The sequence below is a fragment of the Rhodopseudomonas palustris genome (assembly GCF_003031265.1).
Classification (GTDB): domain Bacteria; phylum Pseudomonadota; class Alphaproteobacteria; order Rhizobiales; family Xanthobacteraceae; genus Rhodopseudomonas; species Rhodopseudomonas palustris_H.
Window position 1 is genome coordinate 2948760 of sequence record NZ_CP019966.1, and the last position, 19534, is coordinate 2968293.

Sequence of the window (19534 nt, forward strand, 5' to 3'; positions counted from 1 at the left end):
GAGGTGGATTTCGACATGACGGGCACCACACGGTCGAGCGGCGGGCTCGACGACCGCCGCAAGCGGCTTCTGTTCCGCTGCTGGCATCGCGGCACACGCGAGATGGATCTGATTCTCGGCCAGTTCGCCGACGCCGAGATCGGCACGCTGTCGGAGGCGGAGCTCGACGAGCTGGAACGGCTGATCGAGGTCAACGACCACGATCTCTATGCCGCGGTCGCCGGCGGCGACACGCTGCCGGCCGAGTTTAAGGGCGGTCTGTTCGAACGGATCAAGACCTACGGCCATCAGGACGGCGCCGTATGAAGACTCCGAGCAGGTCGCCGGCGGAACAGCTTACGTCCGGCAAGGCGCTGACCTTCGCCAACGTCGCCGAAGGCGCCGAGGGGCTGATCATCGCCGATCTGGCCCGCGCGGTCGTGGCCAAGCCCAAGGCGCCCGCTGTCAGCCTGACGGTGATCTGCCGCGATGGTCCGCGGATGCAGCAGCTCGCGCGCAGCCTGGAGTTCTTCGCGCCCGATCTCGAGGTGCTGCAGTTTCCGGCCTGGGACTGCCAACCCTATGACCGCGTTTCGCCGCACGCCGGCATCCTGGCGCAGCGTGTCACCACCCTGGCGAAGCTGTCGCGCCTGACCGGCAGCGACAAACCGCTGATCGTGCTGACCACGGTCAACGCCGCCGTGCAGCGGGTGCCGGTGCGCGAGATCATCGCCGCGCAGGCGCTGTCGGTTGCGCCAGGCAACGTCGTGCCGATGGATTCGATCGTCGCCTGGCTCGAACACAATGGCTACAGCCGCGCATCGACCGTGCGTGAAGCCGGCGAATATGCGGTCCGCGGCGGCATTCTCGATCTGTTTCCGGCCGGCCTCGACCAGCCGGTGCGGTTCGACTTCTTCGGCGACCAGCTCGAATCGATCCGCACCTTCGACGCCGAGACCCAGCGCACGCTGCACACCATGCGCGGCCTGGACCTGGTGCCGGTGTCTGAATTCCAGCTCGTCACCGAGACCATCCGCCGTTTCCGCATGGGCTACGTCGCCGCGTTTGGCGCGCCGCATCCGGACGATCAGCTGTACGCCGCGGTCAGCGAAGGCCGCCGCCATCCCGGCATGGAGCACTGGCTGCCGCTGTTCCAAGAGCGGATGGACACGCTGTTCGATTACCTGAAGGGAACGCCGGTCGCGATCGAGCCGCAGAGCGAAGACGCTGCGCGCGAGCGCTTCAAGCAGATCGCCGACTACTACGACGCCCGGCGCGAAGCGATGGAGCAGCCCGGCTCCGGCGCGATCTACAAGCCGCTGCCGCCGGATCGGCTGTATCTCACCGACAGTGAATGGACCGCGCGGCTCGAAGGCGTCGCCCTGGCGCGGCTGACGCCGTTCGCGCTGCCGGACGACACCAGCGACGTGATCGATGCCGGTGCCCGTGCCGGCCGCAACTTCGCGCCGGAGCGCGCGGACGCCAACGTCAACGTGTTCGAGACGCTGGTGGCGCACGTCTATGCGCTGCAGGCTGCGCGCAAGAAGGTGGTGATCGCGCTGTGGAGCGAAGGCTCGCGCGACCGCATGGCGAGCATGCTGAAGGACCACAAGCTGGTCGCGCTCACCAGCGTCAATTCCTGGCGCACCGTGCAGGCGACGCCGCGCAACGAAACCATGCTGGCGGTGGTCGGCCTGGAGTCCGGCTTCGAGACCGACGCCTTTGCGGTGATCACCGAGCAGGACGTACTCGGCGACCGTCTGGTGCGGCAACGCAAGGCCAGCAAGAAGCTCGACAACTTCATCTCCGAAGTCACCAGCCTGTCGACCGGCGACATCGTGGTGCATGTCGAGCACGGCATCGGCCGGTTCGTCGGCCTGCAGACGCTCGAAGTCGGCGGCGCGCCGCACGACTGCGTCGAACTGCACTACGCCAATGACACCAAGCTGTTCCTGCCGGTCGAGAACATCGAACTGCTGTCGCGCTACGGCTCCGACGGCACCACGGTTGAACTCGACAAGCTCGGCGGCTCGGGCTGGCAGGCGCGCAAGGCCAAGCTGAAGAACCGTATCCGTCAGATCGCCGGCGAACTGATCAAGGTCGCTGCCGAACGGCATCTGCGCGAGGCGCCGAAGCTGCCGGTGCAGCCGCAGCTCTATGACGAGTTCTGCGCGCGCTTCCCCTACGACGAAACCGAGGACCAGCTCGCCGCGATCAACGCGGCACTCGGCGATCTGGAGAAGGGCACGCCGATGGACCGTCTGGTCTGCGGCGACGTCGGTTTCGGCAAGACCGAGGTGGCGCTGCGCGCGGCTTTCGCGGTGGCGCTCGACGGCAAGCAGGTCGCGGTCGTGGTCCCGACCACGCTGTTGGCGCGGCAGCACGCCAAGACTTTCACCGAACGCTTCCGTGGCTTCCCGGTCAATGTCGGCCAAGCGTCGCGACTGGTTTCGACCAAGGAGCTGTCGCAGGTCAAGAAAGGCATCGCCGACGGCACGCTCGACATCGTCGTCGGCACCCACGCGCTGCTCGGCAAGTCGATCAAGTTCAAGGATCTCGGCCTCGTCATCGTCGACGAGGAGCAGCACTTCGGCGTGACCCACAAGGAGAAGCTGAAGCAGCTGCGCTCCGAGGTCCACGTGCTGACGCTCAGCGCGACGCCGATCCCGCGCACGCTGCAGCTCGCCATGACCGGCGTGCGCGACCTCTCGATCATTGCGTCGCCGCCGGTCGACCGGCTCGCGGTGCGAACCTTCGTGGCGCCGCATGATCCGTTGATGATCCGCGAGGCGCTGCTGCGCGAGCGCTATCGCGGCGGTCAGGCTTTCTACGTCGTGCCGCGGATCGACGATCTCGCCGAGGTGAAGGACTTCCTCGACAAGCATGTGCCGGAGATGAAGGTCGCGGTCGCGCACGGCCAGATGCCGCCGGCCGTGATCGAGGACATCATGTCGGCCTTCTACGACGGCAAGTTCGACATCCTGCTGTCGACCACGATCGTCGAATCCGGCCTGGATATCCCGAACGCGAACACGCTGATCGTGCACCGCGCCGACATGTTCGGCCTGGCGCAATTGTATCAGCTCCGCGGCCGCGTCGGCCGCTCCAAGCTGCGCGCCTACGCGTTGTTCACGCTGCCGCAGCACAACATCACCGCGCAGGCGGAGCGCCGGCTGAAGGTGCTGCAATCGCTGGAAACGCTCGGCGCCGGCTTCCAGCTAGCCTCGCACGACCTCGACATTCGCGGCGCCGGCAATCTGCTCGGCGAGGAGCAGTCCGGCCACATCAAGGAAGTCGGCTTCGAGCTGTATCAGCAGATGCTCGAGGAGGCGATCACCAACCTCAAGGCCGGCATCGTCGACGAGCCGGTCGCCGACCGCTGGTCGCCGCAGATCACCATTGGCATGCCGGTGCTGATCCCGGAGGACTTCGTCGCCGATCTTGCGGTGCGGCTGTCGCTGTATCGCCGGCTCGCCGATCTCGACACCGACGAGGAGATCGAGAACTTTGCCGCCGAGCTGCGCGACCGTTTCGGTCCGCTGCCCGACGAGGTGCGCTATCTGTTCAAGATCGCGGCCATCAAAGCGTATTGCCGCCGCGCCAATGTCGAGAAGGTCGACGCCGGTCCGAAGGGCGTGGTCATCAGCTTCCGCGACAACGCGTTCGCGCAACCGGACAAGCTGGTGTTCTTCATCAAACGCCACGGCGAAGCCGCCAAGGTGCGGCCCGACATGAAGGTGGTGTTCTTCCAGGTCTGGGAGACGCCGGAAGAACGGCTGATGGGGACGACCGATATCCTCAAGCAGCTCGCCGACCTCGCCGAGAACCGCAAGGCGGCGTGATTTCGCCTCAGCGTCATTGCGAGGCGCGCAGCGACGAAGCAATCCAGAAGCTCCGTACACCGGCCCGTGGATTGCTTCGCTGCGCTCGCAATGACGGGATCGTCTTGGCTGGACGCCTACGACGCCGCGCGGCGGCGGTCCTGCTGCACCACGCGGGTGAGGATGGCGCGGGCGGATTCGTCCGGCATCAGGGTCGCGACGCTGACGTCGGGATCGATCCGGGCCTCGCGCCTTGCGCTGTGAGCCGTCTGCTTGATCACGCTGCTGAGCCGCCGCGCGATCGCCTGGGCGTTGCGCAGGTCAGTTGCCGCGAACACCACCAGCAGCGTGCCGTCGGTCTGCAGCGTGCCGAAGTCCATCTTGCGCATCAGCCGGCTGACGATCCGTGCGGCGTCGTTGACCGCGCGGCGATCGGCGCGGTGCAGGACGAAACGCGCGACCGACAGGCCTTCGCCGCGAGTCTGCGCCTGATACACGGCGGTCGCAAAATCGCGCTCGAACGCAGCCTCGGTGAGGAGGCCGGTGCGGGGATCGAGCAGCCCGCCGGCATCGAGCGAAGCCAGCGTGCGGGTGAGCCGGCCCTCGAAGGCGTGCTGGCGCACCAGCGGCAGCGCGGCGCCGACGATCCGCGCCGGATCGCCGTCGACGAATTCGAGGTTGGGCAGTTCGAAGCTGCCGTGCGGCGCCGGAATGCCGACCACGATCGGCAGATGCCGGAACCGGGTGTCTTCCGACAGCACGGTGAGAAAGGCATCCACCACGCGTGAGCTGAAGCCTTCGGCCAGCACGATGCCGTCGAGATCGCGGGCGTTGAGATGCTTGGCGGCGGCTTCGATCGACAGCGCGCCGACCACCCCGACCCGTTCGCCGAGCGCCACCGACAGCGCCGGATAGGCGGCGCCGCGGCCGATCAGCAGCACGGTCGCGTCCTGCAGCGGATCATGGTCGGACAGTTCAGTGAGGCCGCTCGGATCGGTCAGGCGCCGCATCGCGGTGGCGTGCAGTGTCCGCACCCGCAGCGCGGCCCGCAGCCGCGGCGCCAGATGGATCAGCTCGCGCGGATCGGCGCTGAACGGCATGACGTTGTCGGGCAGGCCGCCATCGGCGCCGATCGCGATCAGCGGCACGTAGGGCTGGAGCAAGCCGATCTGGCGGGCGAGTGTCTCAAGGGAGCCGGCGGGCGCACCGCCATCTGCGACCACGGCCGACGGTCGCAGCCGGCCAACCGCTTCGCCAGCTTCCGGCCATGCAGAAGCGAGCACTGGAAACAGTTTGGCGTCCGTCAGTGCTGCGAGGGTCGGCGAGCTTTCATCGTCGGTTACGACGAGGATAGGCGCGTGGTACGACATTCCAAGAACGGCTCCCGCGGTCGAGGCGAAAACCGTAAGCCGTCGCTGTTAATGCGGCGTCAACGTCGATGCGCGGTTTTCATCGACCTTCGGAGCATCGCGGAAGGCTTCGACCATCAAAGGGTTTAGGCCGAGTTCTGCAAGTGCTTCACGAGCTCTGGAATTGTCCTGTGCGCGGCCTGCGAGCCGATAGCCGCTAAGCCGGTCCGGCAGCGCCGTGAGCAGCGCGCCCTGGCCGAGCCGCTTCGCCCATTCCTGCAGGTCCTGGGCGAGGAAGCGATAGCCGCCGACCGCCATCACCCCGGCAGGTGGAGCGGTGATGCAGATCGAGCCGGTGGCACGGTCGAGTCGGGCCGCGTAGCCGGTGTCGACGTAGTCTGGCGGCGGCGCCATCGGGATCGAACTGTTGAGCGGCGGCAGCGGCGCATAGGCGGCGAGCGTCACCATCGGACCACGCAGCCCGAGCGTGCCCTTCGGCGTGATCAGGATTTCGCCAGCAGTCGAACCGCCGGCATGATCGCGCGGCGCGGTGTGCGGCCCCGGCATGATCGCAGCCGGAGTACCTTCCGCCGTGCGCTGGGCGCCGAACAATCCGGCTTCGCCGAACAGATAGATGTCGGTGAAGTGGGCCGGCGTGCCGATCCAGTTCGGGCTGGAGGCGACCTGCTCGGGTGCGCGCCAGAGGCCCACCACGCTGCGCAGCGACGGAGCCTGCGCTGTCAGTCCGGCTTCGCCGAGGCGGAGAGCAAGGGGCGCCGGTGCGACCAGGGCCTGACAGCCGAGGTCGACGATCTGCCGCTCCAGTAACGCGTCATCGAACGGGTGGTGCAGGGCCAGCGTGCCGCCGCTGAGCAGCCACGTCACCATAGACGAGGCCAGCCCGGCGAACGTCGCCGGCGTCTGCGCCGACAGCAGCACCGCGCCCTGCGGGATCGCGCTTTCGAGGAAGACAACCAGACCGCCTGCGATCAGATGCAGATGGCTGCGCGGGATCGCCCGGACGCCGTCGCCGGTGGTATCGAACGAGATCACCGCGGCGCGGCGGGCTTCCTGTGGTCCCGGCGCCGGCGGCAATGCGGTGGGATCTTCCATCGCGGCGTCGAGCGAGGCCATGCCCTCGGGCAGGTCATCGCCGAAGCCGCAGACATGGCGGATCGAGAAAGCTTCCGCCGCGGCGTTCATGGCCAGATCGGAGTGGCTGACGCCGTCGATCCAGCGTGTCGACACGATCGCCCGCGCACCGGTGCGGTTCAGCGCGGCGGTGAGATCGGCGTGGCGCCAGAGCTGCGGCAGCAACGCAACGACGAGACCGGCGCGATGTGCCGCCAGGACGGTGAGCGGAAATTCGATGGTGTTCGGCAGTTGCACCGCGATCACCGAATTGCTCGGCAGACCGGCGGTGACGAAATGCGCGGCCAGCGCCGAGATCGCGCGGTCGGCCTCGGCATAGGTCATGCGCCGCGGCGGCTGCCCGGTGATGCGCTGCTTGTCCGGCGGATCGATCAGCGCGATCGCATCCGGCTGACGGGCGAGGGTGCGGCGAAACAGTCCGTCGAGCGTCGGCGAGGTGTTGGGCGGGCTCACGGGATCACCTCTGCGGCGGTTGCTGCGGCGGCGGCCGATACCACCATGTTTCGGGAAGATAACCCGTCAGGGCAGTGGCCTTCGGACGTTCTAAACGATTCCAGCGCGCGATCCATTGCTCACGCACGCTGTACACAGGGACCACGTAGAACCCCGAGATCAGGACGCGATCGAGCGCGCGCACGGCGTCGACGAAATCGGCGCGGCCGCGGGCACGTAGCAGCGCCGCAAGCATCGCGTCGATCGCCGGATCCTTGGCGCCCATGTAGTTGCGGGTGCCCGGCGTGTCGGCGGCGTCGCTCCCCCAATAGAACGACTGCTCGTTGCCGGGCGACAGTGACTGGTCCCAGCGGTTTGGGATCATGTCGAAGTCGTAGGCGAGGCGGCGCTGATCGAACTGCACGGCATCCACGGTGCGGACCGACACGGTGATGCCGGCGCGCTTGAGGTCGCGGGCGAACGCCAGTGCGATCCGTTCCTGCTCCCGCGTCGTCACCAAGAGCTCGAAGGTGAGGGGCTGGCGGGTGTCGCGCTTGCGCAGCACGGTGCCGTCGAGCTGGTAGCCGGCCTGCTCCAGCAAATCGAGCGCCCGGCGCAGGCCGGCGCGGTCGCGGCCCGAACCGTCGCTCGCCGGCAGCCTGAAACTGCCGTCCAGGATGTCGGCGCGGAGCCGCGACAGATATGGCTGGAGCAGCTTGCGTTCGCCGTCATCGGCCGCGCGGCCATAGGCCGACAGCTCCGAGCCGCCGAAGAACCCCGCGGTGCGGGTGTAGAGGCCGAAGAAGTAGTTGCGATTGATCCACTCGAAGTCGAACAGGTTGAGCAGCGCCTCGCGCACCCGAACATCGGCGAACACCGGACGGCGGGTGTTGAACACCAGGGTGTCGGTCGGCTCCGGCGTGCCCGGCTTGATCGCGTCGCGGATCACGTCGCCATGCCGTGCGGCGGGGAAGTCATAGCCTTCGCTCCAACGCAGCGGATCGGTCTCGACGCGGAAGTCGTAGAGCCCGCGCTTGAACGCCTCGAACTGTGCATTGGACTCGCGGAAGTAATCGATCCGCACCTCGTCGAAGTTCCACAGGCCGCGGTTGATCGGCAGGTCGCGGCCCCAATAGTTCGGGTCGCGCGTCAGGGTGACGCTAGTACCGGCCTGAACATTGGTGACACGGTAGGGGCCGGAACCGAGCGGCGGTTTCAGGGAGGTTTCTTCGAAGCTGTCGGGATCGACCGCGTGGCGCGGCAGCACCGGCATCAGGCCGAGGATCAGCGGCAGCTCACGGTCCGGCGCACCGCCGAAATCGAACCGGACGGTGAGGGGATCGAGCGCTTCGGCGCTGGCGACCTTGCCGTAATACAGGCGGAGGTTCGGCCGGCCCTTGTCGCGGAGTAGCTTCCAGGAGAACAGCACGTCCTCGGCGGTGACCGGCTTGCCGTCGGAAAACCGGGCGCGGGGATCGATCCGAAATGTGACGTAGCTGCGAATGTCGTCGGTTTCGACCGAGCGCGCGAGCAGGCCGTACAAGGTGAACGGCTCGTCATGGCCGCGCGCCAGCAGACTCTCGATCACATAACCGCGCATCTGCTGGACGGCGATGCCTTTGACGATCAGCGGGTTGAGACTGTCGAACGCGCCGACAACGCTGGCGATCATCCGGCCACCCTTGGGGACGTCCGGGTTGACGTAGGGCATCGCGGTAAAGTCGGCCGGCTGCGCGGGCTTGCCGTGCATGGCGATCGCATGGCTGACGATCGCAGGTGCTGGAGTGCCGGCCGGCTCGGCGCCTGCCGAGGTGGCGCCGGTCAGGCATCCAGCGCCGATCGCGAACGCGACGGCGAGGGCCTTGATTCGGCGGATGAAGCGGTGTTCTGATTCGACGCGTCCCACGCCGGGATTTTTACCACATTAGCGGCTGGAAACCGGTGCCCGGGGATTGTTGCCATTGATCTTTGCGTTCGCCAATGTATTGAAGGCGGGCAGTCGATGATGCCCACCGGCTCGTCACGTAACCGCCTCAATTGGCACCGAGACAGCGGCCAAACGGACCGCTGTCAGCTCCAGCGTCGCAGGTTGGGGTGCGCGACCGTTTCAGAAAGGGTTTTCCGAATGAAGTCTTGCAACTTGGTCGCGTCGGCCGGGCCGCGCGGGCGGGCCTTCGCCCTGCTGGCGGCGACCGCGTTCGCGGCGTTGACCATCGTCCCCGCCGCGCAGGCCCAGCAGCCGGCCGCCCCGAAGGCAGCCCCTAAGGCGGCGCCGAAGGCAGCCCCGGCGCCGGCGCAGCAGGCTCCCGCCCAGGGACAGCCTGAGCAGCAACAGGTTCAGCTGATCTACGCGCCCTGGACCAAGTTCTGCCTCAAGGGGCAGGACGCCAACGCCAAGCAGGTGTGCTTCACCGGCAAGGACGGCCGTATCGAATCCGGTCAGCCGGTGATCGCCGCTGTGATCATCGAGCCGGAAGGCGAGCCGAAGAAGATCCTGCGCGTGACGCTGCCGCTCGGCATGCAGCTCGTGCACGGCACCCGCATCATCGTCGACAGCAACGCGCCGCAGCAGAGCCCGTATGTGATCTGCTTCGCCAACGGCTGTATGTCGGACTACGAAGCGACGCCGGATCTGATCAATCAGCTCAAGAAGGGCCAGAACCTGATCGTCCAGGCGATCAACTCTAACGGCGCGCCGCTGACGCTGCCGCTGCCGTTGGCCGAGTTCGCCAAGGCCTATGACGGCCCGCCGACCGATCCTAAGCAGTTCGAAGAGACCCAGAAGAAGCTGCAGGAAGAGCTACAGAAGCGCGCTGAAGAGCAGCGCAAGAAGCTGGAAGCTCAGGCTCCGGCCGGCGCCAACCCGGCTGCCAAGTAACACGCGACTGCAATCGCAAAATGCAAAGGGCGCCCAGGTGGCGCCCTTTCTGTTTTCTGCGTACTCGCCGGCGCCTGCCGCGTTGTCAGCCGGTGACGGTTGCCATCACGGACAACTGGGTTGCCGGGTCGATGCCGCGGGCCTCCATGGCGTTCTTCAGCAGCGGCGCGTCACAGCCGTGATCGCGCATCCAGCGGGCGATTATTTCGGCGCGATCCTTTCGATCACGGCAGAGTTCGGTCGCCAGCCGCAATTCGGGCGCCACCACCGCCACGCGCGTGTTGCCCACGGCGATCTCGGAAAAGTGCGTCCAGGGGCCGCCGCCGAAGGCCTCGATGAAAGCAGACTGCGCCGGAGGCTCGACGGTGCTGGCATCGACCTGAACGCCGCCCACCTCGAACGCCGCGTAATACTGCACGCAACAGGGCATCCAGGTCGGCGGGCTCAGGCATCGGTAGGCGGCAAGCGCCCGCGCGAAGGTGTCGACATCGCTGCGTGTGGGCATGAGGAAGTCGACGTCGCAGGGCTCGATCGGCACGCCGCGCAGCAGGTCCGCGGCGGTGCCGATTAGGCGGTAGTCGAAGCCGCCCTCCTGTTTCGCCAAGCTCAGCACAATCGTAAGGGTCTGGCGCAAAAGCTCCGGCGTCAGCGTCATGAGAGCTCCTTCCCACGACAGCCTAGCAGGGATGTGGCTCTCTGCGCTTTTGTGCTTTCGCGTGAGACGGCGCGTTCCGGCAATCAGTCCCGGCTGGGCGGGTCGATGCGTCGATCGAAACCGAGCGTCCTCGATTAGTTCAGCGACGGATTGCGCGGCCGGTAGCCGCCGGACTTGTCCTTGATGAAGATCTCGGCGACCTGGGAATGCCGGATCGGCTCGCCGGAATCGTCGGGCAGCAGATTCTGCTCCGACACGTAGGCGACGTATTCCGACTCCGCGTTCTCCGCCAGCAGGTGGTAGAACGGCTGGTCCTTGCTCGGCCGCACCTCTTCGGGAATTGCCAGCCACCATTCCTCGGTGTTGGCGAATTCCGGATCGATGTCGAACACCACCCCGCGGAACGAGAAGATCCGGTGGCGGACGATCTGACCGATCTGAAATTTAGCGGTTCGCGTCTTGATCATGGGAGTCGGATAGACCAGCTTGGCGGCGGACGCTAGTGGTAAACCGGCGACTCTGCTCCGCGGTGGTTCACCCGGGGTTTCCCTGATACCGCTAGGTTCCAACGCCCCGCTGCCGCATTTTGCATGATCGATATTCTCAATCTCGCTCTGCCGTATTTCGGCCTGATCTTCGTCGGCTTCGCCTGCGGACGCTGGAAGAAATTGCCCGAACAGGGCCTGGTTTGGATGAATTTCTTCCTCGTCTTCGTCTCGCTGCCGGCGCTGTTCTTCCGGATCATGTCGAAGACGCCGTTCGAGGAACTGAACAACCTGCCGTTCGTGCTGGCGACCACGCTGGCGACCGCGATCGCCTTCTTCCTGTCAGGGGTGCTCGGCCGGCTGATCGGCAAGCTGTCGATGCGGGAAGCAACGATGGCGGCGCTGTCCGGCGGCTACGGCAATATCGGCTATATGGGGCCGGGGCTGGCGTTGGCGGTGCTTGGCACCCAGGCGGCGGCGCCGACCGCTTTGATCTTCTGCTTCGACACGATCTTTCTGTTTTCGATCGTGCCGCTCGGCATGGCGCTCACCGCTGCCGACAAACGGCCGCTGATCCCGACCATCATCGCGGTGCTGCGGGAGATCCTGTTCCACCCGCTGATCGTCGCCGCCTATTGCGGAGCGGCGGCGGCCGCGTTCCATGTCGAGCTGCCGGTCGCGGTCGATAAGATGCTGGGCTTCTTGCAGAATGCAGCGGCGCCGGTAGCGCTGTTCACGCTCGGCGTTACTGTGGCGCTGCGGCCATTCGGCCGGGTGCCGTGGGAGATCCCCAGCCTGGTGGCGGTCAAGCTGCTGCTGCACCCGGTGATCGTGTTTTGTCTGATATTGGCGTTCGGGCCGTTTTCGCCCGAATGGGCAGCGACTGCAGTGCTGATGGCGTCACTGCCGCCTGCGCTGAACGTGTTCGTGATCGCCCGGCAATACAATACGTGGGTCGAGCCGGCGTCGGTCGCGGTGCTGATCGGGACCTTCATGTCGGTGGTGACGCTCACCACCGTGATGTGGCTGATCCGGACCGGGCAGATCCCGTTCCCGGGCTAGCCGTCCTCAGATCGAGCGCCAGAACGGCGACAGCCCCTCGCGCATCGCGAACCGGCGGATCGGGGCTACGGAGCTGATCAGATGCATCCCCGCCGCCCGCAGCATCTGCGCGGGTAAGAGATCGCTGAGCAGGGTGCGGTTGGCGATGTCGATCGCGGCGGTGCGGCTGGCAATGTCGGGTCCTCGGCTGCGGCCATAGCGCGCCATCACGGCGTCCGAGCCGATATCCGTGCCGTTCGCCAGCGCGTCGCGCACGATCTCGGCAAGGTCGCCGGCATCCCGCAGCCCCATATTCAACCCCTGCGCCCCGATCGGGGGCACGACGTGAGCGGCTTCACCAACCAAGGCGATGCGTTGCTGCGCGTAAGCGGCCGGTTTCTCGATCGCCAGCGGAAACAGATTGCGGCCGGGCTCGACGGTCATTTTGCCGTAGATCGACTGCGACTGCTTCTCCGCCGCAGCCGACAATTCGTCGTCGGACAGCGCCATCAGCCGCTGCGCCTCCTTCGGTGAGGCGACCCAGACGATGCTCATCCGACGGCCCGGCAGCGGCACGAATACGCACGGGCCTTCCTTGGTGTGAAACTCGGTGGAGACGTTGTCGTGGGAGCGGGTGGTCTTGACGTTGAAGGTCAGCGCCGACTGATGCAGGGCGCGGCTGCTCACCTTGATGCCCGCGGCTTCACGGCACTGCGACTGGCGGCCATCGGCGCCGACCACCAGCTTGGCCGAGATGGTTCGGCCGCCGCGGATCCGAACGATCACTTCGTCGTCGCCCGGCACGACCGATTCAGCTTCATCGTCGAAACGCTGCAGGTTCGACAGCTCGGCCGCGCGTTCTTCGAGGCCGACCAGCAGGGCACGGTTCTCGATGTTGTAGCCGAACGCGTCCATGCCGATTTCATCGGACGCGAACTTCACTTCGGGGGCCCGTATCAGCCGGCCGGTATCGTCCACCAGCCGCATCGACCGCAGCGCGGCGGCCTTGCTTGAGCAGCGCCGCCAGACGTCAAGTCGGTCGAGAATGTCGATCGAATCGCCCAGCAGAGCCGTGGTGCGATTATCGCCGTAGGGCACCAGCCGCGCGATCAGTGCGGTGGCTGCGCCGGTCTCGGCAAGCGCGATGGCGGCGGTGAGGCCGGCGGGACCGCCGCCGACAATGATGGCGTCGTAGCTGTTAGGCTCGATCAGGCTCTGGGTCATGGCACGGACAATTGCTCTCGTCAGCGACGATTTCAAGTCCGCCGCGAAACATTAACGTTTCCGGCCGTTTGCGCGACGGAACGCCGCAACTGATTGTGCAGACCGGTACCCAACCTGATATGCACGAGGCCCGATGACCCAGCTGGACCCTTCGCCATTGCCGCCCGGATCGGGCATACGCCGCGCCGCCGCGCTCGGCGTGCACCTGTTTACGGCCGCAGGGGCTGCGATCGCATTGCTCGCGATGCTGGAAGCCGTCCGCCAGCATTGGGCCGGGATGTTCGCTTGGCTCGGGTTGGCGTTGCTGATCGACGCGATCGACGGCCCGCTGGCGCGGCGCCTGGACGTCGCAAGGTTGCAGCCGGACTGGTCGGGCGACGTGCTCGATCTGGTGGTCGATTTCGTCACCTACGTGTTCGTGCCGGCCTATGCGATCACCGCGAGTGGTCTGCTATTGCCGATCGCAGCGCCGCTGCTCGGCATCGGCATCGTGATCAGTTCGGCGATGTACTTCGCCGACCGACGGATGAAGACCGACGATAATCACTTCCGCGGCTTTCCGGCGCTGTGGAACGCAGCAGCGTTCTATCTGTTCTTGCTGCACCCGCCGGCGATCGTCGGCAGCCTGGGAATAGCAGCCTTGATCGTGCTCACCTTCGTGCCGTTTCGCGTCGTGCATCCGGTGCGCGTGGCGCGGTTGCGCACGCTGACGCTGGCGCTGATCGCGCTGTGGGCGGTGCTCGCTGCCTATGCAATTGTCCGCGACTTCGAAGTCCCGCTGCCGGTTACCATCGTGCTGTGCGCGGTCGCCCTCTATGTCTGCCTTGCCGATAGTGTCATCCGCTTATTCCGACGAGCCCCCCGATGATCGAATTGTTGTCCAGTCCCGAAGCCTGGGCCGCGCTGCTCACCCTGACGGCGCTCGAAATTGTCCTCGGCATCGACAACGTGATCTTCCTGTCCGTGCTGGTGTCCCGAATCCCCGAGCCGCGGGCGACCCGCGCGCGCCAGATCGGCCTCGGCCTGGCGCTGTTGTTTCGGCTCATGCTGCTCAGCGTGTTGGTGTGGCTGATCGGGCTGACCGCGCCGGTGTTCAGCATCGCCGACAGGGCGTTCTCCTGGCGCGACATCATCCTGATCCTCGGCGGCCTGTTTCTGATCGCCAAGGCGACCCACGAGATTCATGCCGAGGTCGAGGCCAAGAACGGCGAGGCGCAAGCCTCGACCGCCGATCGGGCGTTCTTCTGGGTGATCGTACAGATCGTGGTGGTCGACCTGGTGTTTTCGATCGACTCGATCATCACCGCGATCGGCATGGCCCAGGACATCGAGATCATGGTCGCGGCGGTGCTGATCGCGATGGCGGTGATGTACGTCTCGTCCGGTCCGGTGGCGCGATTCGTCTCCGAGCACCCGACCACCAAGATGCTGGCGCTGGCGTTCCTGGTGCTGATCGGCGTGGCGCTGGTGGCCGATGGCTTCGCGTTCCACATCCCGCGCGGCTACATCTACTTCGCCATCCTGTTCTCGGCGGCGGTGGAGTTCTTCAACGTGCTGGCCAAGCGTAACCGCGCCAAGCCGCGTTGACGCCGTGCGCTGCCGCATCGCCGCCGGTTGACAAGGCCGGGGCGATGGCATTCCGTGACGCTGACAATAGACCTGAGGGGACGATAATGGCGAAGGCGGTGCGGGTGCATCAGGTGGGTGGACCGGAGGTTCTGGTCTACGAGGACGTCGAGCTGCCGCCGCCGGGCGAGGGCGAGGTCCGCATCCGCCAGCACGCGGTCGGCCTCAACTTCATCGACGTGTATTTCCGCACCGGACTCTACAAAGCGCCGTCGCTGCCGTTCGTGATCGGCAACGAGGCGGCCGGTGAGGTCGTCTCGGTCGGCCCGCACGTCACCAACTTCCATCCCGGCGACCGCGTCGCGTACTACGCGAATCTCGGCGGCTATGCCACCGAGCGCAACATCGAAGCCGCCAAGCTGGTGAAGCTGCCCGACCACATCACCTACGAGCAGGGCGCCGTGCTGATGCTCAAGGGCCTGACGGTGTGGTACCTGCTGCACAAGACCTTCAAGGTCGAGCCCGGCCACCGGGTGTTGATCCACGCCGCCGCCGGCGGCATCGGTCTGCTCGCGTGCCAATGGGCACGGGCGCTCGGCGCGCATGTCATCGGTACCGTCGGCTCCAAGGCCAAAGCCGATCTGGCGCTGGCCAATGGCTGCGATCACGTCATCCTCTACAACGAAGAGGACTGGGTAGCGCGAGTCAAACAGATCAGCCGCAATGAGCTGTGCGACGTGGTCTATGACGGCGTCGGCAAGGCGACGTTCCCCGGCTCTCTGAAGTGCATCAAGCCGCGCGGGCTGTTCGTGTCGTTCGGCAACGCCTCAGGCCCGGTGCCGCCGTTCCCGCTCACCGAGCTCAACAACCACGGCTCGCTGTTCGCGACCCGTCCGAAGCTGAACGACTACATTGGGACCCGCAAGGAGCTGATCGAGGGCGCCGATACGCTGTTCTCAGCCGTGATCGAAGGCAAGCTGCACGTCCCGATCAACCACGCCTACGCGCTCAAGGACGCCGCCAAGGCGCACGTCGATCTGGAAGGGCGTGTGACGACCGGTGCCTCGATTCTGAAGCCGTAAGGTCGCACAACGTCACCCCACAACGAGCCGTCACCCTCCGCGAAAGCGGAGGGCCCAGTATTGCAGAGCGCTGGTGTAGAGCAATCAGCGCTCTGCAATACTGGGTCGCCCGGACAAGCCGGGCGATGACGTGATTAGATGTCGAGGAGCCGTGCGTTAGCGGCGAGTTCAGAACCCCGCCACGGTGCCGTGGAGGTCGTACGCGTCAGCGCGGTCGATCTTGGCGGTGACGATTTCGCCGACGCGCAGCGGGCGGCGGCTCGACAGATAGACCGCGCCGTCGATATCCGGCGCGTCGGCCTTGGAGCGGCCTTTGGCGACGGTCGGGCCGATCTCGTCGATGATCACCTGCTGACGGGTGCCGACCTTGCGCTTCAGCCGGCGGGCAGAGATCGCCTGCTGCCGCGCCATCAGCCTGTTCCAGCGCTCCTGCTTGACCTCGTCCGAGATCTGATCGGGCAGGGCGTTCGACGGTGCGCCGGCGACCGGCTCGTATTTGAACGCGCCGAGACGATCGATTTCGGCTTCGTCCAGCCATTCGAGCAGGAATTCGAAGTCGCGCTCGGTCTCGCCAGGGAAGCCCACGATGAAGGTCGAGCGCAACGCCAGATCCGGGCACTGCTCGCGCCAGCGTTTGATCCGGTCGAGCGTCTTGTCCTGCGCGGCCGGGCGCTTCATCAGTTTCAGCACGTCGGGGCTGGCGTGCTGGAACGGGATGTCGAGATAGGGCAGCACCTTGCCGTCCGCCATCAGGCCGATCACCTCGTCGACATGCGGATACGGATAGACGTAGTGCAGCCGCACCCAGGCGCCGAGCTCGCCGAGCTCGCTTGCCAGATCGAGGAATTTGGCGCGGACGCTGCGATCCTTCCAGGGGCTCTCTGCGTACTTGACATCGACGCCGTAGGCCGAGGTGTCCTGCGAGATGACCAGCAGCTCCTTGACGCCGGCAGCGACCAGCTTCTCGGCTTCGCGCAGCACGTCGCCGGCCGGGCGCGATGCGAGATCGCCGCGCAGCTTCGGGATGATGCAGAAGCTGCAGCGATTGTTGCAGCCCTCGGAGATCTTCAAATACGCGTAGTGCCGCGGCGTCAGCCGCACGCCCTGCGGCGGCACCAGATCGAGATGCGGGTTGTGAAGCGCCGGCCGCGCGCGATGCACCGCCTCGAGCACGCTTTCATATTGCTGCGGTCCGGTGATCGACAGCACGCCGGGGTAGGCGGCTTCGATCTGCTCCGGCTCGGCGCCCATGCAGCCGGTGACGATCACCTTGCCGTTGGCCGCCATCGCTTCGCCGATCGCCGCCAGCGATTCCTGCTTGGCGCTGTCGAGAAAGCCGCAGGTGTTGACGATCACGAGGTCAGCGCCGTCATGCTTGCGAGCCAGGTCATAGCCCTCGGCGCGCAACCGCGTGATGATGCGCTCGGAATCGACCAGGGCCTTGGGGCATCCCAGCGAAACAAAACTGATCTTGGGCGCGGTGGCCTGCTGCATGGTCGAACTGCCTGGATTGGGGTGGGAGAGGAGCTAAACCGGATCGGCGGCGCTGGCAAGGCGGGCCGGAACTCCGTTGGGCGAGAAGAATGCTCTTCGGTGGGGTTCCGAAGGAGGCGAATTTTTCCGGTTCCGGGACCCGCGCAGCGGCCCCGTTGTTATTTCGGCGGCCGTCTTGCGGAGGACGACGGCCAGGCCTTTCTTGTTCTACGGAACCAGGAGACGGACCGGTGCGACAACAGCCTCATTTGCAATCCGCGACAGCCCAGCGGCTTCGGTCGTGGTCGGCGGTCGCCGTCGATATTCACGTCCTGATGCTCGGCGCAGCATTCGGTCTGATCGGTGCGATCGTGATCGCCGCCCCGCATCTACGGCTGCCCTGATCGTTTCGTTCAACGGCTACTACTCGTGTGAACCGCTGCCCGCCTGGGTTCGCACGAAACGCGCCGCGGGAGCGAGCGCTGAATTTGCAAAGTGCCGGACGATCACGCTGGCGAGCGCCTCTGCCGCAGGATTGGAGCTTCGCGCCGAGCGGTAGAGCACCAAATCGACTTTGGGCAGGGCGGGGAACGTATCACCGCGGCCGAGCATACGCATCCCCGGCAGCACCGAGCTCTTGCCAACAACGCTGACCGCGATCCCTGAGAACACCGCCGCCTGAATGCCGCTGATGCTCTCGCTGATGCAGCTCAGCCGCCAGATTCTGCCGATGCTTTCGAGCGCCGCGAGACCGAAATCGCGGAAGATGTTGCCGGGCGGGAGCATCGCCAGCGGCACTGGGTTTTCGAGGTGTACTGAGCTTCGCTCAGACGCAACCCATACCAGCTCTTCCTGTGCCACCAACTCGCCGACCTTGAACGCGGGCATCCCCGTGACGATCGCCAGATCAATCTCCGCGCGCTCGACCGACGCCATCAGCTTGCTCGACAGCGCGCATTTCAGCTCGACATCGACATTGGGGTAGGCGCTGCGGAAGTCAGCCAGAATGCCCGGCAGCAGATACGCGGCGTACAGATCGGGCATCCCGAGCACGACCACGCCGTCGAGCTTCGGTGCGGCGAGGCGGGCGCGTAGTTCGTCCTGCAGGCCCATGATGGTGCGGGCATAGCCGAGCACCAGCTCACCATGATTAGTCAGGACCAGCTTGCGGCCGACCTTGGTGAACAGCGGTGCTCCGGTTGCTTCCTCCAGCCGGTTGAGCTGCAGGCTGACGGCCGGCTGGGTCCGGCCCAATCGCCGCGACGTTTCGGAAAAACTGCCGGTCTGAACCAGCACGATGAAGGTCTGCAGCAGGCGGAGGTCGAGCGGGGCGAGCATGGTTCTATTAAGCCAGCTTATAAAACCGATATAAACAATAAATTTCTGATGTTGTTGCGTCGCACCTACAGTGGCTTGCCGGGATCAGCAGCGAGGAAGCCATGCACAACAGCACCAGACGCCACTTCATCCGCCTTGCGGTGACCGCGACAGCGCTTGCCGCCACCAGCCTGACAGCGCTTGCGGAGGATCGCGTCATCAAGGTCGGGACCTTGAAGCTGATCCACGGCATCACGCCGTACTTCTACGAGAAATTCGTGCCGGCGGGCGTCAAGGTGGTGGTGGTGCCGTTCGAGAGCCCGACCGATGGCAAGAACGCTGTGGTCACCGGCTCGGTCGATTTCGGCATCTTCGGCCTCGCGGCCGCAACCCTCGGCGGCGCCAACGGCGAACCCGTGGTGGTGGTTGGCGCGGCCTGCAATCGTGGCATGGCGGTGGTGGCCGGCAAGGACTCGGGCATTGCCAGCATCAAGGATCTGAAGGGCAAGAAGGTCGCGATCTGGCCGGGCTCGACCCAGGAGGTCGTCATCCTCGACCGGCTGGCCGCTGAGGGCATGTCGATCAAGGATATTCAGGCGGTCCGCGTCTCGTTCAGCGACATGGCCCCGGCGTTGGCGCGCGGCGACATCGACGCCTATGTGGGCGCCGAGCCGGCGGCAGGTATCAGCCTCGCCAGCGGCGTCGGCAAGATCGTCGAGTACCCGTATTCGACGCCGACCGGTTCGCTGAACATGGTGCTCAGCACCCGGCGCGAGCTGATCGTGAAAGACCCCGAACTGATCCGGACGCTGCTGAAGGTGCATCGCAAGGCCAGCGAGTATGCGATGAGCAACCGCGATGCCTTCGTCGAGATGGCGATGCAGAAGCTCGGCCAGCAGAAGGCATCGATCGAGCAGGCGGCGCCGAACGTCGAGCTGACCTGGAACATCGATGATCAGTTTCTAAAGCAGGCGCAGTATTACGGCGCCCAGATGCTCGACAAGAAGCAGATCCGGCAGCTCCCCGACTACAAGACGTTCATTGATCCAAGCTTCATCAAGGCCATCTCGGCGTCGTGAG

General features: G+C 65.8%; 17 protein-coding genes. 9 read left to right on the forward strand and 8 right to left on the reverse strand.

Translation table 11 applies throughout. From position 1 onward, the window contains the following. The first annotated feature begins 15 nt into the window (after nt 1-15). Together RPPS3_RS13715 and mfd are read left to right on the forward strand one after the other, a co-directional pair. Nucleotides 16-306: a succinate dehydrogenase assembly factor 2 gene (locus RPPS3_RS13715; protein ID WP_013502545.1), complete on the forward strand. Its 291-nt coding sequence runs from the start codon at nt 16-18 to the stop codon at nt 304-306. Beyond that, complete coding sequence (gene mfd, locus RPPS3_RS13720; protein WP_107344596.1) at nt 303-3821, forward strand: transcription-repair coupling factor; 3519 nt, start codon at nt 303-305, stop codon at nt 3819-3821. Before RPPS3_RS13715 ends, mfd begins: the two co-directional genes overlap by 4 nt. Nucleotides 3822-3937: 116 nt before the next feature. Here mfd and RPPS3_RS13725 read toward each other — a convergent pair whose 3' ends face one another. From RPPS3_RS13725 to RPPS3_RS13735, 3 genes are read right to left on the reverse strand one after another with little or no spacing between them, the layout of a single operon-like run. Then, nucleotides 3938-5170, reverse strand: a complete 1233-nt coding sequence (locus RPPS3_RS13725; RefSeq protein ID WP_107344597.1) for a hypothetical protein — start codon at nt 5168-5170, stop codon at nt 3938-3940. Between the two features lie 48 nt (nt 5171-5218). After that, nucleotides 5219-6754 (reverse strand): class I adenylate-forming enzyme family protein, encoded by a 1536-nt coding sequence (locus RPPS3_RS13730; RefSeq protein ID WP_107344598.1) that lies wholly within the window; start codon nt 6752-6754, stop codon nt 5219-5221. 4 nt (nt 6755-6758) lie between these two features. Next, complete coding sequence (locus RPPS3_RS13735) at nt 6759-8639, reverse strand: extracellular solute-binding protein (RefSeq protein WP_107344599.1); 1881 nt, start codon at nt 8637-8639, stop codon at nt 6759-6761. Between the two features lie 219 nt (nt 8640-8858). On the opposite strand from RPPS3_RS13735, the gene RPPS3_RS13740 reads away from it, so the two are divergent. Further along, nucleotides 8859-9611 (forward strand): invasion associated locus B family protein, encoded by a 753-nt coding sequence (locus tag RPPS3_RS13740; RefSeq protein ID WP_107344600.1) that lies wholly within the window; start codon nt 8859-8861, stop codon nt 9609-9611. Between the two features lie 85 nt (nt 9612-9696). Here RPPS3_RS13740 and RPPS3_RS13745 read toward each other — a convergent pair whose 3' ends face one another. Further along, a complete protein-coding gene (locus RPPS3_RS13745) occupies nt 9697-10266 on the reverse strand; it encodes a hypothetical protein (RefSeq protein ID WP_107344601.1) in 570 nt (189 codons plus the stop codon). A 134-nt stretch (nt 10267-10400) separates the two neighbouring features. Further along, nucleotides 10401-10733 carry a heat shock protein HspQ gene (gene hspQ / locus RPPS3_RS13750; protein ID WP_011158219.1) on the reverse strand — a complete coding sequence of 111 codons (333 nt, stop codon included), beginning with the start codon at nt 10731-10733 and terminating at the stop codon, nt 10401-10403. Between the two features lie 123 nt (nt 10734-10856). On the opposite strand from hspQ, the gene RPPS3_RS13755 reads away from it, so the two are divergent. Further along, the gene (locus tag RPPS3_RS13755; protein WP_107344602.1) at nt 10857-11813 is read left to right on the forward strand and encodes an AEC family transporter; all 957 of its coding nucleotides are present in this window, start codon (nt 10857-10859) and stop codon (nt 11811-11813) included. A 6-nt stretch (nt 11814-11819) separates the two neighbouring features. Here RPPS3_RS13755 and RPPS3_RS13760 read toward each other — a convergent pair whose 3' ends face one another. Next, complete coding sequence (locus RPPS3_RS13760) at nt 11820-13016, reverse strand: UbiH/UbiF family hydroxylase (protein WP_107344603.1); 1197 nt, start codon at nt 13014-13016, stop codon at nt 11820-11822. A 133-nt stretch (nt 13017-13149) separates the two neighbouring features. On the opposite strand from RPPS3_RS13760, the gene pcsA reads away from it, so the two are divergent. The 3 genes from pcsA (at nt 13150) to RPPS3_RS13775 (ending at nt 15664) form a co-directional block, all read left to right on the forward strand. Then, on the forward strand, nt 13150-13884 hold the full coding sequence (gene pcsA, locus RPPS3_RS13765) for a phosphatidylcholine synthase (protein WP_107344604.1): 735 nt from the start codon (nt 13150-13152) through the stop codon (nt 13882-13884). Then, nucleotides 13881-14603, forward strand: coding sequence for a TerC family protein (locus RPPS3_RS13770; protein WP_107344605.1), 723 nt, complete (start codon nt 13881-13883; stop codon nt 14601-14603). Before pcsA ends, RPPS3_RS13770 begins: the two co-directional genes overlap by 4 nt. Nucleotides 14604-14689: 86 nt before the next feature. Next, a complete protein-coding gene (locus tag RPPS3_RS13775; protein WP_107344606.1) occupies nt 14690-15664 on the forward strand; it encodes a quinone oxidoreductase family protein in 975 nt (324 codons plus the stop codon). 168 nt (nt 15665-15832) lie between these two features. Here RPPS3_RS13775 and rimO read toward each other — a convergent pair whose 3' ends face one another. After that, nucleotides 15833-17158, reverse strand: coding sequence for a 30S ribosomal protein S12 methylthiotransferase RimO (rimO, locus tag RPPS3_RS13780; RefSeq protein WP_107344607.1), 1326 nt, complete (start codon nt 17156-17158; stop codon nt 15833-15835). Between the two features lie 230 nt (nt 17159-17388). Here rimO and RPPS3_RS24510 point away from each other — a divergent pair, with 230 nt between their 5' ends. Next, nucleotides 17389-17541 carry a hypothetical protein gene (locus RPPS3_RS24510; RefSeq protein ID WP_159060686.1) on the forward strand — a complete coding sequence of 51 codons (153 nt, stop codon included), beginning with the start codon at nt 17389-17391 and terminating at the stop codon, nt 17539-17541. Nucleotides 17542-17560: 19 nt separating this feature from the next. Here the strand turns inward: RPPS3_RS24510 and RPPS3_RS13785 are convergent, their stop codons facing one another. Beyond that, a complete protein-coding gene (locus tag RPPS3_RS13785; RefSeq protein WP_107344608.1) occupies nt 17561-18475 on the reverse strand; it encodes a LysR substrate-binding domain-containing protein in 915 nt (304 codons plus the stop codon). Nucleotides 18476-18576: 101 nt separating this feature from the next. Here RPPS3_RS13785 and RPPS3_RS13790 point away from each other — a divergent pair, with 101 nt between their 5' ends. Further along, nucleotides 18577-19533, forward strand: a complete 957-nt coding sequence (locus RPPS3_RS13790; RefSeq protein WP_107344609.1) for an ABC transporter substrate-binding protein — start codon at nt 18577-18579, stop codon at nt 19531-19533. Nucleotide 19534 lies beyond the last annotated feature (1 nt).

Excerpts from the sequence above, each read along its gene's own strand:
- RPPS3_RS13715 (WP_013502545.1), top strand. The coding sequence starts at position 16 with ATGACGGGCACCACACGGTCGAGCGGCGGGCTCGACGACCGCCGCAAG.
- mfd (WP_107344596.1), top strand. The coding sequence starts at position 303 with ATGAAGACTCCGAGCAGGTCGCCGGCGGAACAGCTTACGTCCGGCAAG.
- RPPS3_RS13725 (WP_107344597.1), bottom strand. The coding sequence starts at position 5,170 with ATGTCGTACCACGCGCCTATCCTCGTCGTAACCGACGATGAAAGCTCG.
- RPPS3_RS13740 (WP_107344600.1), top strand. The coding sequence starts at position 8,859 with ATGAAGTCTTGCAACTTGGTCGCGTCGGCCGGGCCGCGCGGGCGGGCC.
- RPPS3_RS13745 (WP_107344601.1), bottom strand. The coding sequence starts at position 10,266 with ATGACGCTGACGCCGGAGCTTTTGCGCCAGACCCTTACGATTGTGCTG.
- hspQ (WP_011158219.1), bottom strand. The coding sequence starts at position 10,733 with ATGATCAAGACGCGAACCGCTAAATTTCAGATCGGTCAGATCGTCCGC.
- RPPS3_RS13755 (WP_107344602.1), top strand. The coding sequence starts at position 10,857 with ATGATCGATATTCTCAATCTCGCTCTGCCGTATTTCGGCCTGATCTTC.
- RPPS3_RS13760 (WP_107344603.1), bottom strand. The coding sequence starts at position 13,016 with ATGACCCAGAGCCTGATCGAGCCTAACAGCTACGACGCCATCATTGTC.
- pcsA (WP_107344604.1), top strand. The coding sequence starts at position 13,150 with ATGACCCAGCTGGACCCTTCGCCATTGCCGCCCGGATCGGGCATACGC.
- RPPS3_RS13770 (WP_107344605.1), top strand. The coding sequence starts at position 13,881 with ATGATCGAATTGTTGTCCAGTCCCGAAGCCTGGGCCGCGCTGCTCACC.
- RPPS3_RS13775 (WP_107344606.1), top strand. The coding sequence starts at position 14,690 with ATGGCGAAGGCGGTGCGGGTGCATCAGGTGGGTGGACCGGAGGTTCTG.
- rimO (WP_107344607.1), bottom strand. The coding sequence starts at position 17,158 with ATGCAGCAGGCCACCGCGCCCAAGATCAGTTTTGTTTCGCTGGGATGC.
- RPPS3_RS13785 (WP_107344608.1), bottom strand. The coding sequence starts at position 18,475 with ATGCTCGCCCCGCTCGACCTCCGCCTGCTGCAGACCTTCATCGTGCTG.
- RPPS3_RS13790 (WP_107344609.1), top strand. The coding sequence starts at position 18,577 with ATGCACAACAGCACCAGACGCCACTTCATCCGCCTTGCGGTGACCGCG.